This is a genomic window from Enterobacter cloacae complex sp. P15RS (assembly GCF_014895905.1).
GTDB classification, from domain to species: Bacteria; Pseudomonadota; Gammaproteobacteria; order Enterobacterales; family Enterobacteriaceae; genus Enterobacter; species Enterobacter quasihormaechei.
Genome location: NZ_JADBQL010000020.1, coordinates 1 through 24,588, shown reverse-complemented (window position 1 = coordinate 24,588; position 24,588 = coordinate 1). Strand labels below are relative to the sequence as shown.

The following is a 24,588-nucleotide window of genomic DNA, read 5'->3' as shown; positions in this document are numbered from 1 at the left end:
AAACTTCGCCGCCGCTGGCCCATTATGGCGTATGAGATATAAACGAGGTGAATGATGAAGGATACAATGATCGAAGCGAGACTGGCTGAGCTGGAAAGCCGCCTGGCTTTTCAGGACATCACCATCGAAGAACTGAACCAGACCGTAACGGCCCATGAGCTTGAAATGGCAAAACTGCGCGATCATATGCGCCTGCTGACGGAAAAGCTGAAGGCCACGCAGCCGTCGAATATTGCCTCTCAGTCGGAAGAGACGCCACCACCTCATTATTGAGGCGTAAAAAAAGCGGGATTATCCCGCTTTTTTATTTTCCGCAGTACGGAATCAGTGGCAACCGCAGCCGCCGTTACCGCAACCACCTTTACCGTGGTCGTGACCATGGTCGTGGCCGTGACCACCGCAGCAGCCGTCATGGCCGTGATCGTGGTCATGGTCGTGACCGTGCGCACCGTGAACGTGACCATGAGCCAGCTCTTCTTCGGTTGCTTCACGGATAGCAACAACTTCTACGTTGAACTTCAGGTTCTGGCCAGCCAGCATGTGGTTGCCGTCAACCACGACGTGGTCGTCTTCAACTTCAGTGATTTCAACAGGAACCGGACCCTGGTCAGTTTCAGCCAGGAAGCGCATGCCAACCTGCAACTCGTCAACGCCCATGAACACGTCTTTAGGAACGCGCTGAACCAGGTTGTCGTCATACTGACCGTAAGCGTCGTTCGCGCCTACAGCAACGTCGAATTTGTCGCCAACTTCATGGCCTTCCAGCGCAGTTTCCAGGCCGGAAATCAGGGAACCGTGACCATGCAGGTAGTCCAGCGGCGCACTCACCGGAGACTCATCAACCAACACACCGTCTTCTGTACGTACCTGATAGGCCAGGCTGACCACCAGGTCTTTTGCTACTTTCATGATATCTCCTGAGCGTGGGAAAATTACTGGCGCAGATTGTAGCGGAAATCTGCACCCGTGTACCCTTAAGCTTAAAAAAACTCAGAGCATATCGCTAGTCTGGATGAAAAATGCCGATCACTTGCTCTTCTTTGCGAACGTGATCGCGGGCTTCTTTGTCGGCCTCACGCATCTGGTGGCCGCACTTAACACATTCAACGATATCGATATTATTTTCGCGCCACATGGCCAGCGTATCTTGCGCCTGGCAGGACGGGCACTTTGCACCCGCGATAAAGCGTTTACGTACAGCCATCTTTCGTTACCCTTTATTCAAATTCATCCCAGCCGTCGAGCTGGCGTCGTTCCTGCTGCATTTCGCGCTGGAAGATCTCCTCCAGCTCGCGACGCGCTTCCCGCACGCGGGAGATCTGCGCCGTGTCGCTGTGCACGGGCATCAGCTCGCGCAGCATGCGCATATCCAGCCGGCGGAAATGCATCTGGGCCCGCTGAGCCTGGTGAGGATGCATCCCAAGCGAGATCAGCGCCTTACGCCCCAGCTCCAGCGCACTGGAAAACGTTTCACGGGAGAAGTGTTTCACACCCGCCTGCAAAAGTTCGTGAGCTTCAACACGTCCGCGGGCACGCGCCAGAATATGCAGATGCGGGAAATGCTGCTGGCACAGCTCCACCAGCTTCATGGTGTCTTCCGGATCGTTGCAGGTGATAATGATGGACTCCGCGGCCTCCGCTCCCGCCGAGCGCAACAGCTCAAGCTGCGTCGCATCGCCGTAATAGACCTTATAACCGTATTTGCGCATCAGGTTGACCGCGCTGATATCGCGCTCCAGCACCGTGATGCGCATTTTGTTCGCCATCAACAGGCGGCCAATCACCTGCCCGAAGCGGCCAAAGCCCACGACGATCACCTGAGGCTTATCGTCCTCCACCCACGGCGTTTCATCTTCATCGGTTGCCGGGTTCAGGCGGCGCGAAAGCAGTTTGTCCACCAGCTTCATCAGCAGCGGCGTGGTCATCATCGACAGCGTTACCGTCACCAGCAGCAGCGCCATCTGGTCATCTTTGAACAGCTTCTGAGACGACGCCGTGGAAAACAGCACAAACGCAAACTCTCCACCCTGGCTTAACACGCTGGAAAACTGCATTCTTTCCGAGCTGCGCAGCCCGTAAATTCTCGCCAGAACATACAGCACCAGCGTTTTCACCGCGACCAGCACCGCCACGCTCATCACGACCCACAGCAGATGGGTATAGAGCACGCCGAGGTTGAGCGCCATGCCCACCGAAATAAAGAACAGCCCTAACAGCAGCCCCTTAAACGGATCGATGGCGGTCTCCAGCTCGTGGCGGTACTCACTTTCCGCAAGCAGCACCCCGGCGATAAACGTCCCGAGCGCCATCGACAGCCCGAGGGCATCCATGAACAGCGCCGAGCCGAGCACCAGCAGCAGCGTTGCGGCGGTAAATACCTCGCGCACGCCGGATGCGGCAATGAAACGGAATACCGGGCGCAGTAAAAACCGTCCGCCAATCAGCATGCCCGCGAAGGCCAGCACCTTCATGGCGATTTTCATCCAGTCGAAATGATCGTCTCCTGAGCCTGCCAGCAGCGGCACCAGCGCCAGCGCCGGGATCACCGCTAAATCCTGGAACAACAGCACCGAAAAGCCCAGCTGCCCCGCCTCGTTGCGGTTCATCCCCTTGTCGCGCATCAGCTGTAGCGCCATCGCCGTCGACGACATCGCAAGACCGATGCCGCCAATCACCGCCGCCTGCCAGGAAAACTGCGTCAGCATCAGCAGGCCCGCCAGAATGGCGGCGCTGAGTAACACCTGCGCCGCCCCGACGCCAAAAATAGATTGCCGCAATTGCCATAGTTTGGAGGGGTTCAATTCAAGGCCGATAATGAACATCAGGAACACCACGCCCAGCTCGGAGAAGTGGAGAATTTCATCCACATCGCTGATGAACCCCAGCCCCCAGGGGCCAATGGCGATCCCCGCCAGCAAATAGCCCAGCACCGCGCCGATGCCGAGACGCGCGGCAAGCGGCACGGCGACCACGGCGGCAAACAAAAACAGCACCCCGGCAAGGAGTAAATTCGAACCGTCCATTAGCGTCCTCCCGCCGGTATCGGTGATGCCAGCCATTCTCCGTAGGCTCTGGCATGGCTCGCCAGCGCCTTTGGTTCCTGCCGCCGCGCCCAGTAAACAATAATCGGGCTCATCCAGTGCATGCGGCACATCGCCGCCGTCAGCTCGAACGGCCTCAGGATGTCGCTCATGGGATAACGGTTCAGCCCGTCGTGACGGTAAGCACTTTCCGGCTCACCGGTGGTAATGACGCTCCGCCAGTACTTTCCCGCCAGTTGGTTGCCTCCCACCCCGCTGGAAAAACCCCGGCTCAGCACGCGGTCCAGCCACTCTTTGAGCAGCGCCGGACAGCTATAGGTATAAAGCGGATGCTGGAACACAATCACGTCATGCTGACGCAGCAGTTCCTGCTCGTAAGGAATATCAATAAAAAAATCAGGATAGTGCGCGTAGAGATCGTGCACCGTGACGTTACTGAGCTGTGTGGCCGGCTTAAGCAGTACCCGGTTCGCCACCGAGTCCTGAGATTCCGGATGGGCATACAGCAGCAGCACTTTCGCTGTCTGAGACATCACTCCCCTCCCGGTTCTGTTTTTGTGTATTGTTGTCGTTTTGGGCTACCATGGCGGCCCGGTGGGGAAAATGGCCCACACCTTACATTATCATAATGACAAATTAACATAGTCGGAACATACGGCGCTTCTATGATTGTTTTCTCCTCGTTACAAATTCGTCGCGGCGTGCGCGTCCTGCTGGATAACGCGACTGCTACCATCAACCCGGGCCAGAAGGTGGGGCTGGTCGGCAAAAACGGCTGCGGTAAATCCACCCTGCTGGCGCTGCTGAAAAACGAGATAAGCGCGGATGGCGGGAACTTTACCTTCCCGGGCAACTGGCAGCTTGCCTGGGTGAACCAGGAGACGCCTGCGCTGAGCGAACCCGCACTCGACTATGTTATCGACGGCGACCGCGAATACCGCAGGCTCGAAGTGGAGCTCAATGCCGCCAACGAGCGCAACGACGGCCACGCCATCGCCACCGTTCACGGCAAGCTGGACGCCATCGACGCCTGGACCATTCGCTCCCGCGCATCCAGCCTGCTGCACGGTCTGGGCTTCAGCAACGAACAGCTTGAACGCCCGGTCAGCGACTTCTCGGGCGGCTGGCGTATGCGCCTCAACCTGGCGCAGGCGCTGATCTGCCGCTCCGACCTCCTGCTGCTCGATGAACCGACCAACCACCTCGATCTCGATGCGGTTATTTGGCTGGAGAAGTGGCTTAAGAGCTATCAGGGCACTCTGATTCTGATCTCCCACGACCGCGACTTCCTCGATCCGGTAGTAGATAAAATCATTCATATCGAACAGCAAAGCATGTTCGAGTACACCGGCAACTACAGCTCCTTCGAACGCCAGCGCGCGACGCGCCTTGCCCAGCAGCAGGCGTTGTATGAAAGTCAGCAGCAGCGCGTAGCGCACCTGCAAAGCTTTGTGGATCGCTTCAAGGCCAAGGCGTCAAAAGCCAAGCAGGCGCAGAGCCGCATCAAGATGCTGGAACGCATGGAGATGATCGCCCCCGCGCACGTGGATAACCCGTTCCACTTCAGTTTCCGTGAGCCGGAGAGCCTGCCGAACCCGCTGCTGAAAATGGAAAAAGTGAGCGCAGGCTATGGCGATCGCATTATTCTCGACTCTATTAAGCTTAATCTGGTGCCGGGTTCACGCATCGGTCTGCTGGGGCGTAACGGCGCCGGTAAATCCACGCTGATCAAGCTGCTGGCGGGCGAGCTTAACCCGGTCAGCGGCGAAATCGGCCTGGCGAAGGGCATTAAGCTTGGCTACTTCGCCCAGCATCAGCTGGAATTTTTACGCGCGGATGAATCGCCAATTCAGCACCTGGCTCGCCTGGCCCCGCAGGAAATGGAGCAAAAGCTGCGCGACTACCTCGGCGGCTTCGGCTTCCAGGGCGATAAGGTCACTGAAAACACCGCGCGTTTCTCGGGCGGTGAAAAAGCCCGCCTGGTGCTGGCGCTGATCGTCTGGCAGCGTCCAAACCTGCTGCTGCTCGATGAACCGACCAACCACCTGGATCTCGACATGCGTCAGGCGCTGACCGAAGCGCTGATTGAGTTCGAAGGGGCGCTGGTTGTCGTATCGCACGATCGCCACCTGATCCGCTCCACCACCGACGATCTCTACCTGGTGCACGGCGGCAAAGTGGAGCCGTTTGACGGCGATCTGGAAGATTATCAGCAGTGGCTGACGGACGTGCAGAAGCAGGAAAACCAGCCGGAAGAGTCAGCGAAAGACAACGCCAACAGCGCGCAGGCGCGCAAAGACCAGAAGCGCCGTGAAGCGGAGCTGCGTACCCAGACTCAGCCGCTGCGTAAAGAGATTGCCCGTCTCGAAAAAGAGATGGAAAAGCTCAACGCCACGCTTGCCGCCGTTGAAGAGAAGCTCGGCGACAGCGACCTGTACGATCAGCGCCGTAAAGCGGAGCTAACGGACTGCCTGCAAACGCAGGCGAAGGCCAAATCCAGCCTCGAAGAGTGCGAAATGGCCTGGCTGGACGCGCAGGAACAGCTGGAAGCGATGCTGCAAGCCGACTAACACGCCGGGAGGGTTATGGGTTTCGATACCACGAGCGAGATTACGTTCCGTAAGCTCAGCATCTTCATGACGTTCATGGAGAAGGGCAATATCGCGCGTACCGCCGAAACGCTCGGTCTGAGCGGCGTCAGCGTGCACCGGGCGCTGCATACTCTGGAAGAGAACGTCCGCTGCCCGCTCTTTACTCACAAAGGGCGCAACCTGATTGCCCTCCCCTCGGCGTGGACGCTGCTGGAGTATTGCCAGGAGGTGATGCAGGTGATGGAGCGCGGGCTGGAAGAGTCGCGCAAGGTCGCCGGCATTGGTCAGGGGCGGTTACGCGTCGGCACGCTCTACTCGTTGACGCTGGAAACCGTGCCGCGCCTGATCATGGGCATGAAGCTGCGCCGTCCGGATCTGGAGATGGATCTCACGATGGGATCTAACGAAACCTTGCTGCACATGCTGGATGAAGGGTCGCTGGACGCGATTTTAATCTCTATCTCCGAAAGCGATATCGACCGTAACAGCCTCGAAGTGCTGCCGCTGTTCCACGACGATATTTTCCTTGCCGCACCGGCCTCTGCCACGCTCAATACCAGCGGCCCCGCCGATCTGCGCGACTATAAAGATCGGAAGTTCGTCGCCCTCGCGGAAGGGTTCGCCACATATGCGGGGTTTCAGGAAGCGTTTCATATTGCCGGATTCGAGCCGGATATTGTGACGCGGGTGAACGATATCTTCTCGATGCTGAGCCTGGTGCAGGCAGGGGTCGGGTTTACGCTAATGCCGGGCAGGATGAAGAAAGTGTACGAAAATTCGGTGCAGCTGTTAAAGCTGGCGCAGCCGTACCAGATGCAGCAACTGATTGCGATCGTCTTTGCGCGCAACCGCGAGCAGGATCCCAGCCTGCGGGCGCTGGCCGCTGAAGGGCGGATGTATGCCCGCAGTTTGCAGGATGGTGCCTGATGTTATTGCCCGGTGGTGCTACGCTTACCGGGCCTACTCCCGGATCACCGGGCATCAAACTCACCGCTGAAGCCGCCCTGCCAGATGCACCGCCACGTCCACCCCGCTGCGCTCCAGCGAAATGGATTCCCCTTCCCAGGCCGCCTGACGCGTCAGGCAGGTCAATATGCCCCCTGGCGGCATCTCAATCGCCAGCCGCGCTTCGCGTTCATTGGCAGAAATGACTGCCTCCTGCCAGCGCACGGTGCGCGCCATGTTCATCGCCAGGTCGTCGGCAATTCTTTCTGGCTGCCAGAGCACGCGCCCGGTACTGCCGCTCAGGTACGCGCAGCGGGGGCGTGAAAGCGTGACCGATTCAAACGCCGCCACCAGCTTCTGCGCGGGTTCCGCCAGCAGCTCGCAGTGCGACGGCACGCTCACCGCCAGCCGTTTGGCCTTGCTCGCACCCTTCGCCAGCGCGCGTTCCGCCACCTGCGCCATGCCGTCATCGGTTCCGGCTATAACGATCTGCGTTTCGGCATTCAGGTTAGCGATATAGGTTCCTGTCCCCTGGATAAGGTTTTCCACCTGCGGCAGGGTCAACCCCATTATCGCCGTCAGGCCGTAGCCATGTGGATACGCCTGCTCCATCAGATCGCCACGCAGCGCCACCAGCTTCAGCGCGTCCGTAAACGCCAGCGCGCCCGACACCACCGCCGCGGGATAAGCGCCAATCGATAAACCGCTGACGATATCCGGCGACACGCCGCGACGTTCCAGCTCGCGCGCCCAGGACACGCCGGCTATTAACAGTGAAAGCTGAACCGCGCGGGTATGGGTCAGCGAGGCTGCGCTGTCCAGGGTATCGACTTCCGCCCCCAGCACGGCACGGGCCTGCTCCAGCTCCGTTCCCGGCAGGTTTTGCAGCATACCTTCATGCTGGGTGCCCTGCCCCGGAAAGGTAAACAGTATTTTCATTACTCCTCCCTGTGCCATGGATCCGCCACCAGGCGCGGTCCACGGCGGGTTTTCAGCAGCGTTTTGCCGTCGCGTAACCATTCCGCCAGCGCGAATCCGCCCTCGGGCGTATCCACCTGCGTATCCGCCCGGCATAGCGCGCGGCCAAGCTGAGCCTGCCAGCCGGTAAACGCGTCAGGTGACACGGCGTGTGGGGCGCGGATGAGCAGATCGAGATCGCTGTCGGCGTGGATCACCGGAATACCGGTCGCCAGCGCGTAACCCGTACTGCCGGTTATCCCCCACGTCCACGGCCACGACTGCTGAGCAAGCTGAAGCGCCACCTGAACCGGCGGCTGAGTGACAAACGGCGAACGCAGCAGATCGGCGGTGACGCACAAATCTTCAGGCGAAACCACGCGCAGCACGTTCCCGGGCTTCACCCATCCGGCCGCACGCTGGTCGCGACGCAAACCGCGAACGCCAACGGGAATACGGCCTTCACTATCAACATCACGCCGTACCACTACCGGCAGCCCGGTATGCCAGGCCGCGTCCACCCAGGAGTCGGTGACACCTTCCAGCGCGTCACGCGCGGTAAGCCAGATAAGGTCGTGGGGGCGTAATGTTGTGGTCATGATTACATTCCTGAAGTCAGCGAAATAAACAGCGGCAGCGACAGGATACACAGTACGGAGCTCAACAGCAGCACGGCTTCTGCATCCGGCGACTGCACGCCAAAGCGGTTACCGAACACGACGCCAAAGAAGCCCGCGGACAGCGCAATCATCAGGATGGCGGTGATCGCCACGGAGCCGTGCAGACCGAAGATCAAGACGATACCCCAGGCAATCGCTGGCTGGATCAGCAGCTTAGCGATGGTAGAGGTGATCACCATAGTGTTGATCTGAAGCTTACGCGCGGAGAGGATCACCCCGGTCAGGAACAGCGCCGCAGCGGTCGCGGACAGTCCCAGCGGTTTAATCGCCGCCAGTACCAGCTCCGGCATTGTGATGCCGATGGCGGACAGGATCACACCCAACAGCGGGCCCATCACGATCGGTTTTTTAATGGAACGCCACATCAGCACCGGCAGCATGGAAAGCGTTGAACCGGAGTTATTGCCTTCGGCGCGGGCTTTCTCACGCTCCAGAATCAGCAGGCAGAACGGGGTCATCAGCACCGAACCACAGGCGATGGAGACCGCCACGGAGAGTGAAGTAGAAGAACTTTCACCCAGCACGCTGCCCAGAATCGGCAGGCCGAGCGCCGCATAGTTTGGCAGGGCGACGGTCAGCGTCAGCACGGCCGCATCCTGCGGGGATTTTTTAAAGACTTTGGTGGCGAGGAAGTAGATGGCCGCATAGGTGATCCACATCGCCAGAGTGAGAACCAGGATCAGCGGCGACTGCGCCACAATGCCGGTCCACGGGGTTTGCACGGTGGCGCTGAACAGCGCGGCAGGGAGTGCAAAATCCATAACGAAGATATTGAGCAGGGAAACATTTTTGTTATCGACCATCTTTGCCTTACCGGCCCAGAATCCCAGCAGCATGATGACGAAAATCGGTGCAAGAGCATGAACAATTACGTAAGTCATAAATCACCTGTAGTAAAAAAGTTTAAGCACTGGCGCGATGTTTATTATTTTCAGGATGCAGCTCCCCGCGTGGACGCAGCGGGTGCGCCCACGGGGTGATGCATCTGGCAGGTCTCTTGTTACTTACCAGCTGGCTCGCATGCGTTCACGTACGAGCGCCGAGCTGCGGCGGTTGTCAGCACCCAGACGGTTTTTCAACGTGGTGTCCTGACGAGCGTCACTGATGGCCTGTTGCAGGGTGGTTTTCACCAGCGTCAGATCGTTATCGGAAGGGGCATCCGGATTGCTGATGTCCAGCAGGTCAGAAAGCAGCCCCAGCGTGGCGTAGTTGCTGATGTCGTACGCCATTGGCGGAATGGTTGCCGCCAGTTTTTCCAGCGCCTCTACGGTGCGCAGCGTAATGCGCGCCGCAGACTCTTTGCCCATCGCGTGGATCAGCACGCCTTTATCGTTGAAGGCAATCAGGCGGTTAGCCTGGTAGCCGTGCGCCAGAAACGCGCCGGACATGGCCTTACCGACGATAAGACCAATCACCGGGTGCCCCGCTAAACGCGCGTTGGCGTAGGCGGCAGCGGCTCCGGCCAGCGACTGGTGAATACCAAACGCCTCTTCACGACGACCATAGGCCTGGCTTGGGACGTCGATCACCGCCACAATCGGGCGCTTCACGGTTTTATCAGCGTCAGCGGCTACGGTTTCGCTGACCACTTTTGCCAGCGTCCAGCCTTCCAGCAGGCCGACTTCCCCTTGCGCCGCGCGCGGGAAGTGGTTGTTGGCGTCCGGCACCACGGCGACAAAGCGCACCGTTTCACCGTTCAGCTCGCCGTCTGCCGCCTGCACGGACGGGCATAACCCTTCCAGACGTTTGGCGTGAGGGGCGAGGGTTTCCAGCCAGAGTTCGCCACGGCTTATTGAAGTACTCATCATTTCACCTCCCGGGCAAAAAGCGCTTTAATCTGTTCGGCATCGGCCTGTTTGCGGGTGTCGAAATTCGTCAGACGGTTCAGGTAATCGTCGTAGTTATCGGTGCGATGTTTCGCCGGTACGCCTTTGGCGATGGCCTCGTTCATCGCGGCTTTCACCGCGTTCACGCCGTCGCCGACGAGCGCGTCCACCAGCCCGCTTTCATAGCGCACTTCGCCGCCGGTCATGCTCCAGATAAACGGACGGTCGCGGGAGTCGTACTCTTCAATGCCCGCTTCCTGCTCAATAACCTGCGGGCCGTTGAGGCCAAGACGCGCTTCGCGGGTCACAATCAGGTAGCTGCACAGCGCCGCGGCGATAGACATCCCGCCGAAGCAACCTACGGTCCCGGCGACAATCCCGACGACCGGGGTATAGCGACGCAGGTCAACGATCGCGGCGTGGATATCGGCAATCGCCGCCAGGCCAAGGTTGGCTTCCTGCAAACGTACGCCACCGGTTTCGAGGCACAGTACCGCCTGAGTCGGAATGCCGTTGCGGTTATCTTCCGCCGCCAGCTCCAGCGCCGCCGCCATTTTGGCGCCGGACACTTCGCCCATGCTGCCGCCCTGGAAGGTGCCTTCAATCGCCACGACTACCGCAGGCTGGCCGTTGATGGTCCCTTTCGCGACCACCATGCCGTCATCGGACTGAGGAACAATCCCCTGTGGCCCAAGCCATGGAGAGATAATGCCTTCAAACGGATCCAGCAGTTCGCGGTAGCTGCCGTCGTCAAGCAATGCCTGCGCACGCTGGCGCGCTTTTAGTTCGATAAAGCTGCTGTCATCACGCATGATTCACCCCTTCAAAGACCTGTTCGATACGAATGCGTGCCACGCCCGGCGTCGCGCCGAAGTCGTGGATGGTCAGTTTGCCTGCGGGCAGGCTGCTGACGGTTTGCAGGCGGTTGAACAACGCCTCCCAACGTCCGCGGCTGTTGTCGACGGAGGTGGTGATATCAATGGTTAAGGTCTTGCCCGGTTCGGCGGTGAAAAGCGCCTCCATATCCCCGGAACCGACTACCCCTGCCAGCGCCCTGCCGCTTACTTCGCGGCTGGCGGGCACGGTCAATGTAATTTTTTCCATAACATCCTCTTAATGCTTTGAATAGGGCGTTTCGATGCGGTCAAGAAACAGCGTGGCGGCAAGCAGGTCTGCGGCACCGCCCGGCGAGGCGTTGAGCGTCAGCATCTGACGGTCTAACCGCGCCAGCGCCTGCTGCCCGGCAAGCGTTGCGCATCCTCCGGCGTTCAGCACCGCACGGGCACCGTTCTGCATGGCGTCCAGCCCCTCCATGCCGGCGCGCGACAGCACGCAGGTATCGGTGAGCGAGGTCATGATCGCCATCAGCGCGTCAAGCCTGGCGTGCGTTTCGCTGCTGCCGTTGAAACGGCTGAGGCGAAGCTGCGGCAGCGCGCGCTGCATAACGTGCGGAAACGCCTGCTGAGCCTCTTCACGCGCGCCCGGCACGCGGTAGCGGTGCGTGGCGCGTAACCCTTTGCTGAACACTTTTGGTGCCGCGTCGTCCGGCAGTTTCGCCAGCTGCGCGGCGGTGTTCGCGACGGCCTGCGCGCTGGCATCACCGCCCAGCATCGCCACCGCGCTCACCAGCAGTCCTAAAGCCCAGATCGCGCCACGGTGCGTATTCACGCCGTCGGTAGCGGCCATCATCTGCCGTTCACCTTCGCGACCCAGGCGGCCAACGGTTTGCCTGAGGGCAATATCCGCCGGACGCTGCCAGCTCTGCTGCGCCAGCGCCTGAAACGTGGGGGTCAGGCTGTGGGCGGAACGCTCCATCAGCGCAAGCGATAAATCGTGGTGCGCGCCGTTCCCCCGGCTGTCCACCAGACCGGGTTTCGGGCTTAAGCGTGCTTCGTCAATCAGACACTGCGTGGCGGTTCGCGCCAGCCATTCGGCACCGCCTTCAACCTGGATCTGGGGCAGAAGTTTCATTACCAGCTCCGGAATTTCGCAGGTGGGTTATACAGACCGCCGGACCACTCAACGAGGTCGGACACGCTGCCTGCGGCCAGCAGAGAGCGGGTAGCGTCGGTGCGACGAATACCCATATCTTCCGGATATACCACCTTACCGCTCTGGCGCAGTTCCGCCACGCGTTTGGCATCCACGCCCAGACCGATATCGGTAATACCCGCCACGGCGGCGACCATCGCGCGACGCTCTTCCAGATCTTTCGCCCGGTAGAGGTACGCAATCCCCTCTTCCGTCAGCACGTGGGTGACGTCATCACCGTAAATCATGACCGGCGCCAGCGGCATACCGGAGGCTTTCGCCACGTCTACGGCGTCGAGTTTTTCCACGAAGGTTGGCTTCACGCCCGCCTGGAAAGTTTCCACCATCTGCACGACCAGCTTTTTACCGCGCTGCATTGGGTCCGGCTCGGTGATCATGTTCAGCCAGGCCGGCGTGGCGTGGCGACGACCGTGCGGATCGTGGCCCATGTTTGGCGCGCCACCGAAGCCGGAGAGACGACCGCGGGTCACGGTTGAGGAGTTCGCGTAACCATCAACCTGTAGCGTAGAGCCGATAAACATATCCACCGCGTACTGACCTGCCAACTGACAGAAGGCGCGGTTAGAGCGCATAGAGCCGTCTGCACCGGTAAAGAACACGTCCGGACGAGCGCGGATGTACTCTTCCATCCCCAGCTCGCCGCCGAAGCAGTGGACGCTCTCCACCCAGCCGCTTTCGATGGCGGGGATCAGCGTTGGATGCGGGTTCAGGGTCCAGTGTTTACAGATTTTGCCTTTGAGCCCGAGCTGTTCGCCGTAGGTTGGCAGCAGCAGCTCAATCGCCGCGGTGTTAAAGCCGATCCCGTGGTTCAGGGACTGCACCTGGTGCTCCGCATAGATGCCTTTAATCGCCATCATCGCCATCAGGATATGTTCCTGTTTGATGAGGCGCGGGTCGCGGGTGAAGAGCGGTTCAATAAAGAACGGCTTGTCCGCCACTACCACGTAATCGATCCACGAGCCCGGGATATCAACGCGCGGCAGATCGCACTCGTCGTCCACCAGTTCGTTCACCTGTGCGATGACGATACCGTCGTGGAACGCGGCGGCTTCAACCAGCGCCGGGGTATCTTCGGTACTCGCCCCGGTATAGAGGTTGCCTTTGCGGTCCGCTTTAAAACCGGCAATCAGCGCCACGTTTGGCGACAGGTCAACGTAGAGACGTGAATAAAGTTCGATGTAGGTGTGAATCGCCCCGATTTCGAGCTGACCATCTTCCAGCAGCTGTGAAATGCGCAGGCTTTGCGTACCGGAGAAGGAGAAGTCCAGCTTGCGGGCGATACCTTTCTCAAAGATGTCCAGATGTTCGCTGCGGCCCACGCTCGGCATGATCATATGCAGGTCATGTACGATTTGCGGGTTCACTTCCGCCAGTGAACGGGAAAGGAAATCCGCCTGCTTCTGGTTATTACCTTCCAGAACGACTTTGTCGCCTGGTGCGATCAGTTTTTCCAGCATGGCGACAAGATCGCCCGTTGGCAGTACCTTGCCCTGTACCGGTACGGATGCCAGACGACGCGCTTTCTCAGTGCGTCGGGTGTTCCATTGCCGGGTGGGAGTTTGCCCAGATAACATTATTAACCTCCTGATTCAGCACATCATTCTGATTTGCCTGACGTTGAGTAAAGTGTGCGCTCTGGTGAGAAAGGCATCAATTAAGCGTAGGACGGAATCATTAGCCTGAGAGTAATAAACAAGGTAAGGAAATGTGATCGGGATCAGTTCATATTTCGGAAAAACGGGCTAAACGGGGTACAATCCGGAAGGTATAGTTAATTACTGACAAGAATCAGCATCGCCCTTATGACCCAAATCATTCCCTTAGACTTCGACATTGCAGCCGAAGAGAGCGCAGAGTTTGTGCCCATGCGCGGGGTGGCTAACCCCCACCTGCAAACCATGCTGCCGCGCCTGATCCGGCGCAAGGTACGGTTCGCCCCTCACTGGCAACGCCTGGATTTGCCGGATGGCGACTTTTTGGATCTTGCCTGGAGCGAAGATCCGGAGCGGGCCAAACATAAACCTCGTCTGGTGGTGTTTCACGGTCTGGAAGGTAGCCTGCACAGCCCTTACGCCCACGGCCTCATCGAGGCGGCGAAAGCCCGCGGCTGGCTTGGGGTCGTGATGCACTTTCGCGGATGCAGCGGCGAGCCGAATCGCCAGAAACGCATCTATCACTCGGGTGAAACCGAGGACGGCACCTGGTTTCTGCGCTGGCTGAGAGACCGTTTTGGCGCCGCGCCAACGGCAGCGGTGGGATATTCGCTGGGCGGCAATATGCTGGCCTGCCTGCTGGCGAAAGAGAGCGACGCCGTACCGCTGGACGCGGCGGTTATTGTCTCTGCGCCATTTATGCTTGAGCAGTGCAGCTATCATATGGAAAAGGGGTTTTCGCGAGTCTACCAGCGTTACCTGCTCAACCTGCTGAAAGCCAACGCCGCGCGCAAGTTAAAGGCCTACCCGGATACGCTGCCTGTGACGCTGCAACAGCTTAAACGCGTGAAGCGCCTGCGCGAGTTTGATGATTTGATCACCTCGAAAATTCACGGCTTTGCCGATGCAATCGACTATTACCGTCAGTGCAGCGCCATGCCTTTACTGAATCAAATCACGAAACCCACGCTGATTATTCACGCCAAAGACGATCCGTTTATGGATCATCACTCGATCCCCGCGCCCGATTATCTGCCGGCCAACGTGCAGTATCAGCTTACCGAGTTCGGCGGACACGTCGGCTTTGTTGGCGGCACGCTGCGTCGGCCTAAAATGTGGCTTGAGACGCGTATTCCCGACTGGTTAACGGCTTATCTGGACGGTAAAAAATGATTATTCCCTGGCAGGATCTCTCTCCCGAAACGCTCGATAATCTGATTGAAAGCTTTGTCTTGCGCGAAGGCACCGATTATGGTGAACATGAACGTTCGCTTGAACAAAAGGTCAACGATGTTAAGCGCCAGCTTAAAAGCGGCGACGTGGTGCTGGTATGGTCCGAACTGCATGAGACGGTCAATATCATGCCCCGCAACGCGTTTCATGGCTGATCTTAAAACTTTTCCAGTCAGGGAGTTGCTATGTCTGCCAGACATCCGGTTATTGCCGTTACGGGTTCGAGCGGGGCGGGAACCACCACCACCAGCCTCGCCTTTCGCAAGATCTTCTCACAGCTGAATTTACGGGCGGCAGAGGTAGAGGGCGACAGCTTTCACCGCTACACGCGCCCGGAGATGGACATGGCCATCCGCAAGGCGCGCGATCTGGGTAAACACATCAGCTACTTTGGTCCGGAGGCGAATGACTTCGGCCTGCTGGAGCAAACCTTCCGCGAATACGGGCAAAGCGGCACCGGACAGTCCCGCAAGTATCTGCACACCTACGATGAAGCCGTTCCCTGGAACCAGGTACCCGGCACGTTCACGCCCTGGCAGCCGCTGCCGGAACCAACTGACGTGCTGTTTTACGAAGGGTTGCACGGCGGCGTGGTGACGCCTCAGCACGACGTGGCGCGCCACGTGGATTTGCTGGTGGGGGTGGTGCCGATTGTTAACCTTGAGTGGATCCAGAAGCTGACGCGCGACATCAGCGAGCGCGGCCACTCGCGTGAAGCGGTGATGGACTCGGTGGTGCGCTCCATGGAAGACTACATCAACTTCCTGACGCCACAGTTCTCCCGCACCCACATTAACTTCCAGCGCGTGCCCACCGTGGATACCTCTAACCCGTTCGCCGCGAAAAGCATTCCCTCGCTGGACGAAAGCTTTGTGGTGATCCACTTCCGCAACCTGGAAGGCATCGATTACCCCTGGCTGCTGGCGATGCTGCAAGGCTCGTTTATTTCGCACATGAATACGTTAGTGGTGCCAGGCGGAAAAATGGGGCTGGCGATGGAGCTGATCATGACGCCGCTGGTGCAGCGGCTGATGGAAGGGAAGCAGATCGCGTGATTTTTTTGCCCGGTGGCGCTGCACTTACCGGGCCTACGGTCATGCTTTTGTAGGGCGGGTCAGCGAAGCGCCACCCGCCAAAAGATTAAGCCTCGATCACTTCATACGAATGGGTGATGTTTACCGCTTTCTCCAGCATCAACGCCACGGAGCAGTACTTCTCCGCTGAGAGATCCACCGCGCGTGACACCGCCGCGTCTTTCAGCGCTTTCCCGGTGACAACAAAATGCAGATTGATGTGCGTGAACAGGCGTGGCGCCTCTTCACGACGTTCTGACGTCAGCTTCACTTCACAATCGGTCACGTCATGACGGCCTTTTTGCAGGATCGACACCACGTCGATCGCGCTGCATCCGCCTGCCGCCATCAGCACCATTTCCATCGGGCTTGGGGCTTTATCGCCGGAGTTACCGTCCATCAAAACCTGATGCCCGGAGGCCGACTCGCCCAGGAACGTTAACCCTTCAACCCATTTCACACGCGCTTGCATATTCACTCACTCCAACGTTGCATTTTTTATGACAGATTACGTGTACGTTACATTTCTCGCAACGGAAGGCGACCTGCGTCATGCTGAAGCGAGACACCAGGAGACACGCAGCGAAAGCTATGCTAAAACACTCTGGATGCTACAGTAATACATTGACGTTACACATGTATGCAGAGGACATCAAACTTTACTGGCTGCGAAACGTTACGACAGCCGACTTCCCAGGGTATGGGTAAGAATTCGATTGCAACCCCAGAGTCCGGATGCATCTTATGACTCTGGTGACAGCTTATAACAGAGGATAACAGCGCATGGTGCTTGGCAAACCGCAAACAGACCCGACTCTCGAATGGTTCTTGTCTCATTGCCACATTCATAAGTACCCATCAAAGAGCACGCTGATTCACCAGGGTGAAAAAGCGGAAACGTTGTATTACATCGTTAAAGGCTCGGTGGCCGTGCTGATCAAAGATGAAGAAGGGAAAGAGATGATCCTTTCTTATCTGAACCAGGGCGATTTTATCGGTGAACTGGGCCTGTTTGAAGAAGGCCAGGAACGTAGCGCCTGGGTTCGTGCAAAAACAGCATGTGAAGTGGCTGAAATTTCTTACAAGAAATTCCGTCAGCTGATTCAGGTCAACCCTGACATCCTGATGCGTCTTTCTTCCCAGATGGCACGCCGTCTGCAAGTGACCTCTGAGAAAGTGGGTAACCTTGCTTTCCTGGACGTAACCGGTCGTATCGCGCAGACGCTGCTGAACCTGGCGAAACAGCCGGATGCCATGACCCACCCTGACGGTATGCAAATTAAAATTACCCGCCAGGAAATCGGTCAGATTGTCGGCTGCTCCCGTGAAACAGTGGGCCGTATCCTGAAGATGCTGGAAGACCAGAACCTGATCTCCGCCCACGGTAAAACCATCGTGGTTTACGGGACCCGTTAATTCCGGTCAGACGGCGTGCCGCCGCAGGGTGGCACGCCGTTTTTGTCTCTACTCCTCATGTGGCGCAGGCTGATCTATCACCCGGAAGTTAACTACGCACTGCGACAAACGCTGGTGTTGTGTCTCCCCGTGGCCGTGGGCCTGCTCTTCGGACATCTTCAGCAGGGGTTGCTGTTTTCTCTCGTGCCCGCCTGCTGCAACATTGCCGGTCTGGACACGCCGCATAAACGCTTTTTCAAACGCCTGATTATTGGCGGCTGCCTGTTTGCCGGCTGTAGCCTGGCCGTGCAGCTTTTACTGGCCCGCGACATTCCGCTGCCGCTGATCCTGACCGTGCTGGCGATGACGCTCGGCGTAACCGCTGAAATCAGCTCGCTGCACGCCCGCCTGCTTCCCGCGTCGCTGATAGCCGCCATCTTCACCTTAAGCCTTGCGGGCAATATGCCGGTGTGGGAGCCATTGCTGATCTACGCCCTCGGCACGCTGTGGTACGGGCTGTTTAACTGGTTCTGGCTGTGGCGGGAACAGCCGCTGCGTGAATCCCTGAGCCTGCTCTACGTGCAGCTTGCTGAATACTGCGAAGCAAAATACACCCTGCTCACCCAGCATACCGACCCGGAAAAATCCCTGCCGCCGCTGCTGGAGCGGCAGCAAAAAGTGGTGGATCTGATCAGCCAGTGCTACCAGCAGCTGCACATGCTTGCCGCCAATAAAAATCATGAATACAAGCGGCTGCTGCGTACCTTCCAGGTCGGGCTGGATTTGCAGGAGCATATCTCCGTCAGCCTGCATAATCCGGAAGAGGTGCAAAAGCTGGTAGAGCGCAGCCATGCGGAAGCGGTGATCCGCTGGAACGCGCAGACCGTCGCGGCGCGCCTGCGGGTGTTGGCTGATGATATTCTCTATCACCGCTATCCGACGCGCTTTAACATGGATAAACAGCTCGGCGCGCTGGAAAAGATTGCGCGTCAGCACGCGGATAACCCGGTCGGGCAATTTGCCGCCTGGCATTTCAGCCGCATCGCCCGCGTGCTGCGCACCCAGCGCCCGCTTTATGCCCGCGACCTGATGGCCGATAAGCAAAAACGGCTCCCGCTGCTGCCCGCGCTGAAAAGCTATCTTTCACTGAAGTCTTCCGCCCTGCGCAATGCCGCGCGGATCAGCGTGATGCTGAGCATCGCCAGCCTGATGGGAATGGCCCTGCACCTGCCGAAACCCTACTGGATCTTAATGACCGTACTGTTTGTTACCCAGAACGGCTATGGCGCCACGCGGGTCCGTATTCTGCATCGTGCGGGCGGCACGATGGCGGGGCTGATTATCGCGGGCGTGACGCTGCACTTTCACGTGCCGGAGGGCTATACCCTGGCCGGTATGCTGGCGATCACCCTGGTGAGCTATTTGATCATCCGCAAAAACTACGGCTGGGCGATGGTGGGCTTTACGGTGACGGCGGTGTATACCCTGCAACTGCTCACGCTTAACGGGGAACAGTTTATTATTGCCCGTCTGGTCGATACGCTGATTGGCTGTCTGATCGCCTTTGGTGGTATGGTCTGGCTGTGGCCGCAGTGGCAGAGCGGGCTGCTGAGGCAGAACGCCCACGACGCGCTGGAGGCCGATCAGCAGGCCATTCGTCTGATCCTGAGCGACGACCCGCAGCCTTCCCCGCTGGCCTACGAACGCATGAAGGTCAACCAGGCGCATAACGCCCTGTTCAACTCCCTGAACCAGGCCATGCAGGAGCCGGGCTTTAACGCGCACTACCTGGCGGACATGAAGCTGTGGGTGACGCACAGCCAGTTTATCGTCGAGCACGTCAACGCCATGACCACGCTGGCGCGCGAGCACACCATGCTGACGCCAGACCTGGCGCAGCGCTATTTGCAGTCGTGTGAAATTGCGTTGCAGCGCTGTCAGCAGCGTCTGGAGTATGACGCGCCGGGCGAGTCGGGAGAGTCAAATATTCTGGAAGCGCCGGAAACACTTACCCACGGCCCGATGAGCACCCTGGAGCAGCATTTGCAGCGTGTTCTCGGGCACCTGAACACCATGCACACCATTTCGTCGGTGGCATGGCGTCAGCGTCCGCATCACGGGATTTGGTTAACCCGCAGGTTAAAGCGGACGGCGTATTAGCCTTTTACAATCTTCGCGACCGCCGCGGCAAAGCGGGTTAACCCGTCTTCAATGTCGTTCTCTTCCACCACCAGCGACGGCGCAAAGCGCATCACGTCCGGCCCGGCGTTGAGCACCATAACGCCTTCATGGGCGGCGGCGTGCAGGAAATCGCGCGCGCGACCTTTATACTGCGGCTTCAGCTCGGCGCCGAGCAGCAGCCCCATGCCGCGGATCTCGCTGAACACGTCGTACTGTTCATCAATCTTTTTCAGGTGTTTCACAAACAGGTCGCGTTTCGCATTCACGCCGTTCAGAACGTCCGGCGTGTTGATGATGTCGAACGCCGCGCCCGCCACGGCGCACGCCAGCGGATTACCGCCGTAGGTGGAGCCGTGTGAGCCGACGTGGAACGCGGAAGCGATATCCTGGGTGGTGAGCACCGCGCTGACCGGGAAGCCGCCGCCGAGCGCTTTCGCGCTGGTCAGAATATCCGGCGTGACGCCGTAGTGCATGTAAGCGAACAGATCTCCGGTACGCCCCATTCCACACTGCACTTCATCAAACACCAGCAGCGCCTGATGCGCATCGCACAGCTCGCGCAGCCCTTGCAGAAATTCCGGGGTAGCCGCCGTGACGCCGCCTTCCCCCTGAATCGGCTCGACCACCACCGCGCAGGTGTGGTCGTCCATCACCGCCTTCACCGCGTGCAGATCGTTAAACGGCACGTGGATGATGTCCGCTGGTTTCGGGCCAAAGCCGTCGGAATACTTCGGCTGGCCGCCCACGGAAACGGTAAAGAACGAGCGACCGTGGAAAGCGTTATGGAAGGCGATGATTTTGGTTTTATACGGGCTGTGGCGCGTGGTTGCGTAATAGCGCGCCAGCTTAAAGGCGGTTTCGTTGGCTTCGGTGCCGGAGTTCATAAACAGCACGCGTTCGGCGAAGGTTGCATCGATGATCTTACGGCCCAGGCGCAGCGCCGGTTCGTTGGTGAAAACGTTGCTGGTGTGCCACAGGGTTTCGCCCTGGGTTTTCAGCGCGTCCACCAGCGCAGGATGGCAATGGCCCAGCGCCGTCACCGCAATACCGCCCGCGAAATCTACGTACTCTCTGCCCTGCTGATCCCACACGCGGCTGCCTTTCCCTTTTACCGGAATAAACTCAGCCGGTGCATAAATCGGCAGGATCACTTCATCGAATGTCGCGCGGGTAATTGCTGGTTGTTCAGTTGCCATGTCATGACCATCCATTTTTATGTCACAGTGATTGTGAAAATATAATCACAAAATATGCATAAAAAATCACAGTAAGGCAACAGAAATTCAGCGGTTGAGGAAATTCGCCAGCAGCGCGTGCCCCTGCTCGCTCAGGATGCTTTCCGGGTGGAACTGCACGCCTTCAAGATCCCAGTCCCGGTGACGAATGCCCATGATCTCCTGCGTCTCGCTCCAGGCGGTAACCTCAAAGCAGGCCGGGAGCGTCGGCGGATCGATCACCAGCGAATGGTAGCGCGTCACGGTTAGCGGATTGTTGAGTCCTGAGAATACGCCCGTACCGGTGTGCGTGACCGGCGAGGTTTTACCGTGCATGACTTTCGCGGCACGGACAATGGTCGCGCCAAAAACCTGCGCAATGGCCTGATGGCCAAGGCAGACGCCCAGAATCGGCAGCCTGCCCGCGTAGTGGCGGATCGCCTCCAGGGAGACACCGGACTCCGACGGGGTACACGGCCCCGGCGAAATCACGATTTTCCGGGGAGCCAGCGTGTCAATGTCTGCCAGCGCGATCTCGTCGTTACGGCGGACAACCACCTCTGCCCCCAGCTCACAAAAATACTGGTAAAGGTTCCAGGTAAAGGAATCGTAGTTATCAATCAGCAGAATCATGGCGGCCCCCGAAAAAATTGCCGCCCTATTCTACTCAGATCCCCGCGCTTCGCTCACTACTTTAGCAAAGATGGCGTTCAGGGCGGCCAGATCCCCCATCGCCCCGCTCTGGTTGGCGGCGGCCCAGTCGTCCGGGTCGATACCCTGCCAGTTCAGTACGTAACCCGCATGGATCGCCAGCTGTTCAAAGAAGATCCGCTGGGCCACGCCATTGCCGCTCATAAAAGGATGTAGCATGTTGATTTCACAGTAGTAGTGACTCATTTTGTCTGTGAAATCCTCTTTCGGAAGACCGACAAGATATTTATCGGTTTCCAGCGAAGCCATCAGCTCATTCCCCACCTTCTCGATGTACTCGAAATGGCAAAAAGGAATGTCGCCTTTGGAAATATCGGCGGTGCGCAGCTCACCAGCCCCTTTCATTTCATTGCGGAATAAATGGCGGTGAATAAGGCACAGATGGGGTAAACCCGGTGCAGGAGGCCCCAGTTCCAGCGTCTCAATATCGGGGTCAGCTGGACCCTTGCCTTTTTCAAGAAGGCGACTGGCCTGAAGATTGACGCTACGCTGTTGCTCCCAGAGTCGGGATTTTTGCTTGTCGGTGAGTTTTTTCACTACGCCTCCCTGAATAGTCCGTTTGCCACAAGTATAAGCAGCAAAACGCGCTTTCGCTGGGAGGAGGGAAAGACACGGGCAGGATATGCCCGTGTGGAAGAACGATTACGGCAGCACTTTCGCGGAGAGGATCACCACTGGCTTAGACGGCACATTCTGGTATGGACCGACATCGTGGGTCTGAACCTGAGAGATCTTGTCCGCCACGTCCATGCCTTTCACCACTTTACCGAAGACCGCATAGCCAAAGTCGCGCTGGCCGTGATCCAGGAAAGCGTTGTCTGCCACGTTGAGGAAGAACTGGCTGGTGGCGCTGTCTTTATCCGCCGTACGCGCCATGGAAATGGTGCCGCGCTTGTTCAGCAGGCCGTTATCCGCTTCATTTTTGATTGGCGGGTTAGGCTTTTTCTGCTGCATCTGCTCGTTGAAACCGCCGCCCTGAATCATAAAGCCCGGGATCACGCGGTGGAACGTGGTGTTGTTATAAAAACCACTGTTCACGTAGTCGAGGAAGTTTTTCACGGAAACGGGGGCTTTCTGGCTATCCAGCTCCAGCTCAATATTCCCCGCAGAGGTAGTCAGCAGGACGTGAGGGTCTCCTTTGGCTGCCAGCGCAGCAGGGGAAACGGCAGAAAGAGCAAACACAGCTGCGACAGCCGCCAGTGTTGATTTGAGCATGAGAATTCCTTAACAAAGCGCAGTATAAAAAGCGAATGGCTTGATTCTAAAGAGCAGTATGAACCCAGACCAGTCTTTTACCTAATTTTACGAAATTGAAACAATTATTACCGCGCAAACGATTGTTCAGCACGCGATAGAATGTGATCTTTATCACGTTAAAGCCTGCAATTGTGCTCAAAATTTTCTTAAAAGATTTAATTAGATCACTTTCGCGACTAAAATCTGCCCGCTCAAACGCAGTCCATGCGTTTTTCTTTACTTTTAACAGGCCAGACATGACTAACAGCAATCGCATCAAGCTCACATGGATCAGCTTCTTCTCTTACGCCCTGACCGGCGCGTTGGTGATCGTCACCGGGATGGTGATGGGTAATATCGCAGAGTATTTCCAGCTGCCCGTTTCCAGCATGAGTAACACCTTCACCTTCCTGAACGCGGGGATCCTGATCTCTATTTTCCTGAATGCCTGGCTGATGGAAATCGTGCCGCTGAAAACCCAGCTGCGCTTCGGCTTCGTGCTGATGGTTGCCGCCGTGGCGGGCCTGATGTTGAGCCACAGCATCGCCCTGTTCTCCGCCGCCATGTTCGTGCTGGGCCTGGTGAGCGGGATCACCATGTCGATCGGTACGTTCCTGATCACCCATATGTATGAAGGCCGCCAGCGCGGCGCGCGTCTGCTGTTTACCGACTCCTTCTTCAGCATGGCTGGGATGATTTTCCCGATGGTTGCCGCGTATCTTCTCGCACGCAGCATTGAATGGTACTGGGTATACGCCTGTATCGGCCTGGTCTATGTCGCGATCTTCATCTTGACCTTCGGCTGTGACTTCCCGGTACTCGGCAAAAAAGCGCAGACCACCTCAGAGCCGGTGGCGAAGGAAAAATGGGGTATCGGCGTGCTGTTCCTCTCCATTGCCGCCCTGTGCTACATCCTCGGTCAGCTGGGCTTTATCTCGTGGGTACCGGAATACGCAAAAGGTCTGGGCATGAGCCTGAACGACGCGGGCAAGCTGGTGAGCGATTTCTGGATGTCTTACATGTTCGGCATGTGGGCCTTTAGCTTCATCCTGCGCTTCTTCGACCTGCAACGTATTCTGACCGTCCTGGCGGGTCTGGCGACCGTGCTGATGTATCTGTTTATCAACGGTTCCCCGGAGCATATGCCGTGGTTCATTCTGACCCTGGGCTTCTTCTCCAGCGCGATTTATACCTCGATCATCACCCTTGGCTCACTCCAGACCAAAGTGGCCTCGCCAAAGCTGGTGAACTTCGTGCTGACCTGCGGCACCATCGGCACCATGCTGACCTTCGTGGTCACGGGCCCGATTGTGGCGCACAGCGGCCCGCTGGCGGCGCTGCATACCGCTAATGGTCTGTACGCCGTGGTGTTTATCATGTGCTTCGTGCTGGGCTTTGTGACCCGTCACCGCCAGCACAATACGGCAACGGCGCCTCACTGATCCCTTACGCCCCTTTGCGTCCGGCAGAGGGGCCGTTTCTGCTAAAGCTCACCTCCAATATTTCAAACACCAGGTCAGTCTGACTAAACACAATGCAAATCCAGGTTCATCGCAACTAGCTCCTTATAAATATAAACAAAAGCTAAAATTGGCTTTAGTGGTCTTTCTGGAACCTCTACTCTAAATATTTTCCGATTTTCCCTTTTTTGTCTGTAACCCTTCTTTTTTGGTGGCCTTTACCCGCTACGCTTCCCGCTCATTTCAGGCTGAAAGGATGTGACCATGAGCGGTAAACCGGCGGCCCGGATGGGCGATATGACCCGGTACGGCGGGCCGGTGGTGCAGGGCTCGTCAGGCGT

26 protein-coding genes are annotated in these 24,588 nt (G+C 58.0%); 9 read left to right on the top strand and 17 right to left on the bottom strand.

The window, feature by feature from the left end; genetic code table 11:
* Window positions 1-54 precede the first annotated feature (54 nt).
* Window positions 55-273, top strand: coding sequence for a protein SlyX (locus IM267_RS12985; protein ID WP_063449475.1), 219 nt, complete (start codon window positions 55-57; stop codon window positions 271-273).
* 51 nt (window positions 274-324) lie between these two features.
* Here the strand turns inward: IM267_RS12985 and slyD are convergent, their stop codons facing one another.
* From slyD to kefG, 4 genes are all read right to left on the bottom strand, one after another.
* The gene (slyD, locus tag IM267_RS12980) at window positions 325-909 is read right to left on the bottom strand and encodes a peptidylprolyl isomerase (protein ID WP_023331458.1); all 585 of its coding nucleotides are present in this window, start codon (window positions 907-909) and stop codon (window positions 325-327) included.
* Window positions 910-1,003: 94 nt separating this feature from the next.
* Window positions 1,004-1,204, bottom strand: a complete 201-nt coding sequence (locus IM267_RS12975; RefSeq protein WP_003861689.1) for a YheV family putative zinc ribbon protein — start codon at window positions 1,202-1,204, stop codon at window positions 1,004-1,006.
* A gap of 13 nt (window positions 1,205-1,217) precedes the next feature.
* On the bottom strand, window positions 1,218-3,023 hold the full coding sequence (gene kefB, locus IM267_RS12970) for a glutathione-regulated potassium-efflux system protein KefB (protein WP_063865786.1): 1,806 nt from the start codon (window positions 3,021-3,023) through the stop codon (window positions 1,218-1,220).
* Window positions 3,023-3,574, bottom strand: coding sequence for a glutathione-regulated potassium-efflux system ancillary protein KefG (gene kefG, locus IM267_RS12965; protein ID WP_074160922.1), 552 nt, complete (start codon window positions 3,572-3,574; stop codon window positions 3,023-3,025). The genes kefB and kefG overlap by 1 nt, the downstream gene beginning before the upstream one ends.
* Before the next feature lie 132 nt (window positions 3,575-3,706).
* Here kefG and IM267_RS12960 point away from each other — a divergent pair, with 132 nt between their 5' ends.
* Complete coding sequence (locus IM267_RS12960; protein WP_193033544.1) at window positions 3,707-5,611, top strand: ABC transporter ATP-binding protein; 1,905 nt, start codon at window positions 3,707-3,709, stop codon at window positions 5,609-5,611.
* Between the two features lie 15 nt (window positions 5,612-5,626).
* A complete protein-coding gene (locus IM267_RS12955; protein ID WP_063865781.1) occupies window positions 5,627-6,559 on the top strand; it encodes a LysR substrate-binding domain-containing protein in 933 nt (310 codons plus the stop codon).
* A 60-nt stretch (window positions 6,560-6,619) separates the two neighbouring features.
* On the opposite strand, the gene mdcH is transcribed toward IM267_RS12955, so the two are convergent.
* From mdcH to mdcA, 8 genes are all read right to left on the bottom strand, one after another.
* The gene (mdcH, locus tag IM267_RS12950; protein WP_193033543.1) at window positions 6,620-7,516 is read right to left on the bottom strand and encodes a malonate decarboxylase subunit epsilon; all 897 of its coding nucleotides are present in this window, start codon (window positions 7,514-7,516) and stop codon (window positions 6,620-6,622) included.
* A complete protein-coding gene (locus tag IM267_RS12945) occupies window positions 7,516-8,133 on the bottom strand; it encodes a malonate decarboxylase holo-ACP synthase (protein ID WP_107534038.1) in 618 nt (205 codons plus the stop codon). Before IM267_RS12945 ends, mdcH begins: the two co-directional genes overlap by 1 nt.
* Before the next feature lie 2 nt (window positions 8,134-8,135).
* A complete protein-coding gene (locus IM267_RS12940; RefSeq protein WP_063449483.1) occupies window positions 8,136-9,095 on the bottom strand; it encodes an AEC family transporter in 960 nt (319 codons plus the stop codon).
* Between the two features lie 123 nt (window positions 9,096-9,218).
* The gene (mdcE, locus tag IM267_RS12935) at window positions 9,219-10,019 is read right to left on the bottom strand and encodes a biotin-independent malonate decarboxylase subunit gamma (RefSeq protein ID WP_193033548.1); all 801 of its coding nucleotides are present in this window, start codon (window positions 10,017-10,019) and stop codon (window positions 9,219-9,221) included.
* The gene (locus IM267_RS12930; RefSeq protein ID WP_063865774.1) at window positions 10,019-10,852 is read right to left on the bottom strand and encodes a biotin-independent malonate decarboxylase subunit beta; all 834 of its coding nucleotides are present in this window, start codon (window positions 10,850-10,852) and stop codon (window positions 10,019-10,021) included. The genes mdcE and IM267_RS12930 overlap by 1 nt, the downstream gene beginning before the upstream one ends.
* Window positions 10,845-11,144, bottom strand: coding sequence for a malonate decarboxylase acyl carrier protein (gene mdcC / locus IM267_RS12925; protein ID WP_193033542.1), 300 nt, complete (start codon window positions 11,142-11,144; stop codon window positions 10,845-10,847). Before mdcC ends, IM267_RS12930 begins: the two co-directional genes overlap by 8 nt.
* 9 nt (window positions 11,145-11,153) lie before the next feature.
* The gene (locus tag IM267_RS12920) at window positions 11,154-12,011 is read right to left on the bottom strand and encodes a triphosphoribosyl-dephospho-CoA synthase (protein WP_063865768.1); all 858 of its coding nucleotides are present in this window, start codon (window positions 12,009-12,011) and stop codon (window positions 11,154-11,156) included.
* Entirely contained in the window at window positions 12,011-13,666 is a 1,656-nt protein-coding gene (gene mdcA / locus IM267_RS12915) for a malonate decarboxylase subunit alpha (RefSeq protein ID WP_063449487.1), read from the bottom strand. The genes IM267_RS12920 and mdcA overlap by 1 nt, the downstream gene beginning before the upstream one ends.
* A gap of 228 nt (window positions 13,667-13,894) precedes the next feature.
* Here mdcA and IM267_RS12910 point away from each other — a divergent pair, with 228 nt between their 5' ends.
* Genes IM267_RS12910 through IM267_RS12900 form a run of 3 tightly spaced genes read left to right on the top strand, consistent with a single transcriptional unit; the run spans window position 13,895 to window position 16,032 of the window.
* Window positions 13,895-14,917, top strand: coding sequence for a hydrolase (locus IM267_RS12910; protein ID WP_193033541.1), 1,023 nt, complete (start codon window positions 13,895-13,897; stop codon window positions 14,915-14,917).
* A complete protein-coding gene (locus IM267_RS12905) occupies window positions 14,914-15,132 on the top strand; it encodes a YheU family protein (RefSeq protein ID WP_003861664.1) in 219 nt (72 codons plus the stop codon). Before IM267_RS12910 ends, IM267_RS12905 begins: the two co-directional genes overlap by 4 nt.
* Before the next feature lie 30 nt (window positions 15,133-15,162).
* The gene (locus IM267_RS12900) at window positions 15,163-16,032 is read left to right on the top strand and encodes a phosphoribulokinase (RefSeq protein WP_193033540.1); all 870 of its coding nucleotides are present in this window, start codon (window positions 15,163-15,165) and stop codon (window positions 16,030-16,032) included.
* Window positions 16,033-16,117: 85 nt separating this feature from the next.
* Here the strand turns inward: IM267_RS12900 and IM267_RS12895 are convergent, their stop codons facing one another.
* A complete protein-coding gene (locus IM267_RS12895; protein ID WP_063449490.1) occupies window positions 16,118-16,522 on the bottom strand; it encodes an OsmC family protein in 405 nt (134 codons plus the stop codon).
* 311 nt (window positions 16,523-16,833) lie between these two features.
* Between IM267_RS12895 and crp the strand changes: the two genes are divergently transcribed.
* Window positions 16,834-17,466: a cAMP-activated global transcriptional regulator CRP gene (gene crp / locus IM267_RS12890; RefSeq protein WP_000242758.1), complete on the top strand. Its 633-nt coding sequence runs from the start codon at window positions 16,834-16,836 to the stop codon at window positions 17,464-17,466.
* A gap of 57 nt (window positions 17,467-17,523) precedes the next feature.
* A complete protein-coding gene (locus tag IM267_RS12885; RefSeq protein ID WP_193033547.1) occupies window positions 17,524-19,605 on the top strand; it encodes a YccS/YhfK family putative transporter in 2,082 nt (693 codons plus the stop codon).
* Here IM267_RS12885 and IM267_RS12880 read toward each other — a convergent pair.
* The 4 genes from IM267_RS12880 to ppiA form a co-directional block, all read right to left on the bottom strand.
* Window positions 19,602-20,822, bottom strand: a complete 1,221-nt coding sequence (locus IM267_RS12880) for an aspartate aminotransferase family protein (RefSeq protein WP_193033539.1) — start codon at window positions 20,820-20,822, stop codon at window positions 19,602-19,604. The two genes, IM267_RS12885 and IM267_RS12880, sit on opposite strands and share 4 nt — an antisense overlap.
* An 87-nt stretch (window positions 20,823-20,909) precedes the next feature.
* Complete coding sequence (gene pabA, locus IM267_RS12875; RefSeq protein WP_131637010.1) at window positions 20,910-21,473, bottom strand: aminodeoxychorismate synthase component 2; 564 nt, start codon at window positions 21,471-21,473, stop codon at window positions 20,910-20,912.
* A 30-nt stretch (window positions 21,474-21,503) separates the two neighbouring features.
* Entirely contained in the window at window positions 21,504-22,088 is a 585-nt protein-coding gene (locus tag IM267_RS12870) for a putative adenosine monophosphate-protein transferase Fic (protein WP_193033538.1), read from the bottom strand.
* A gap of 105 nt (window positions 22,089-22,193) precedes the next feature.
* Window positions 22,194-22,766 carry a peptidylprolyl isomerase A gene (gene ppiA / locus IM267_RS12865; RefSeq protein WP_022649614.1) on the bottom strand — a complete coding sequence of 191 codons (573 nt, stop codon included), beginning with the start codon at window positions 22,764-22,766 and terminating at the stop codon, window positions 22,194-22,196.
* Between the two features lie 278 nt (window positions 22,767-23,044).
* Here ppiA and tsgA point away from each other — a divergent pair, with 278 nt between their 5' ends.
* Window positions 23,045-24,229 (top strand): MFS transporter TsgA, encoded by a 1,185-nt coding sequence (tsgA, locus tag IM267_RS12860; RefSeq protein ID WP_193033537.1) that lies wholly within the window; start codon window positions 23,045-23,047, stop codon window positions 24,227-24,229.
* Window positions 24,230-24,588 lie beyond the last annotated feature (359 nt).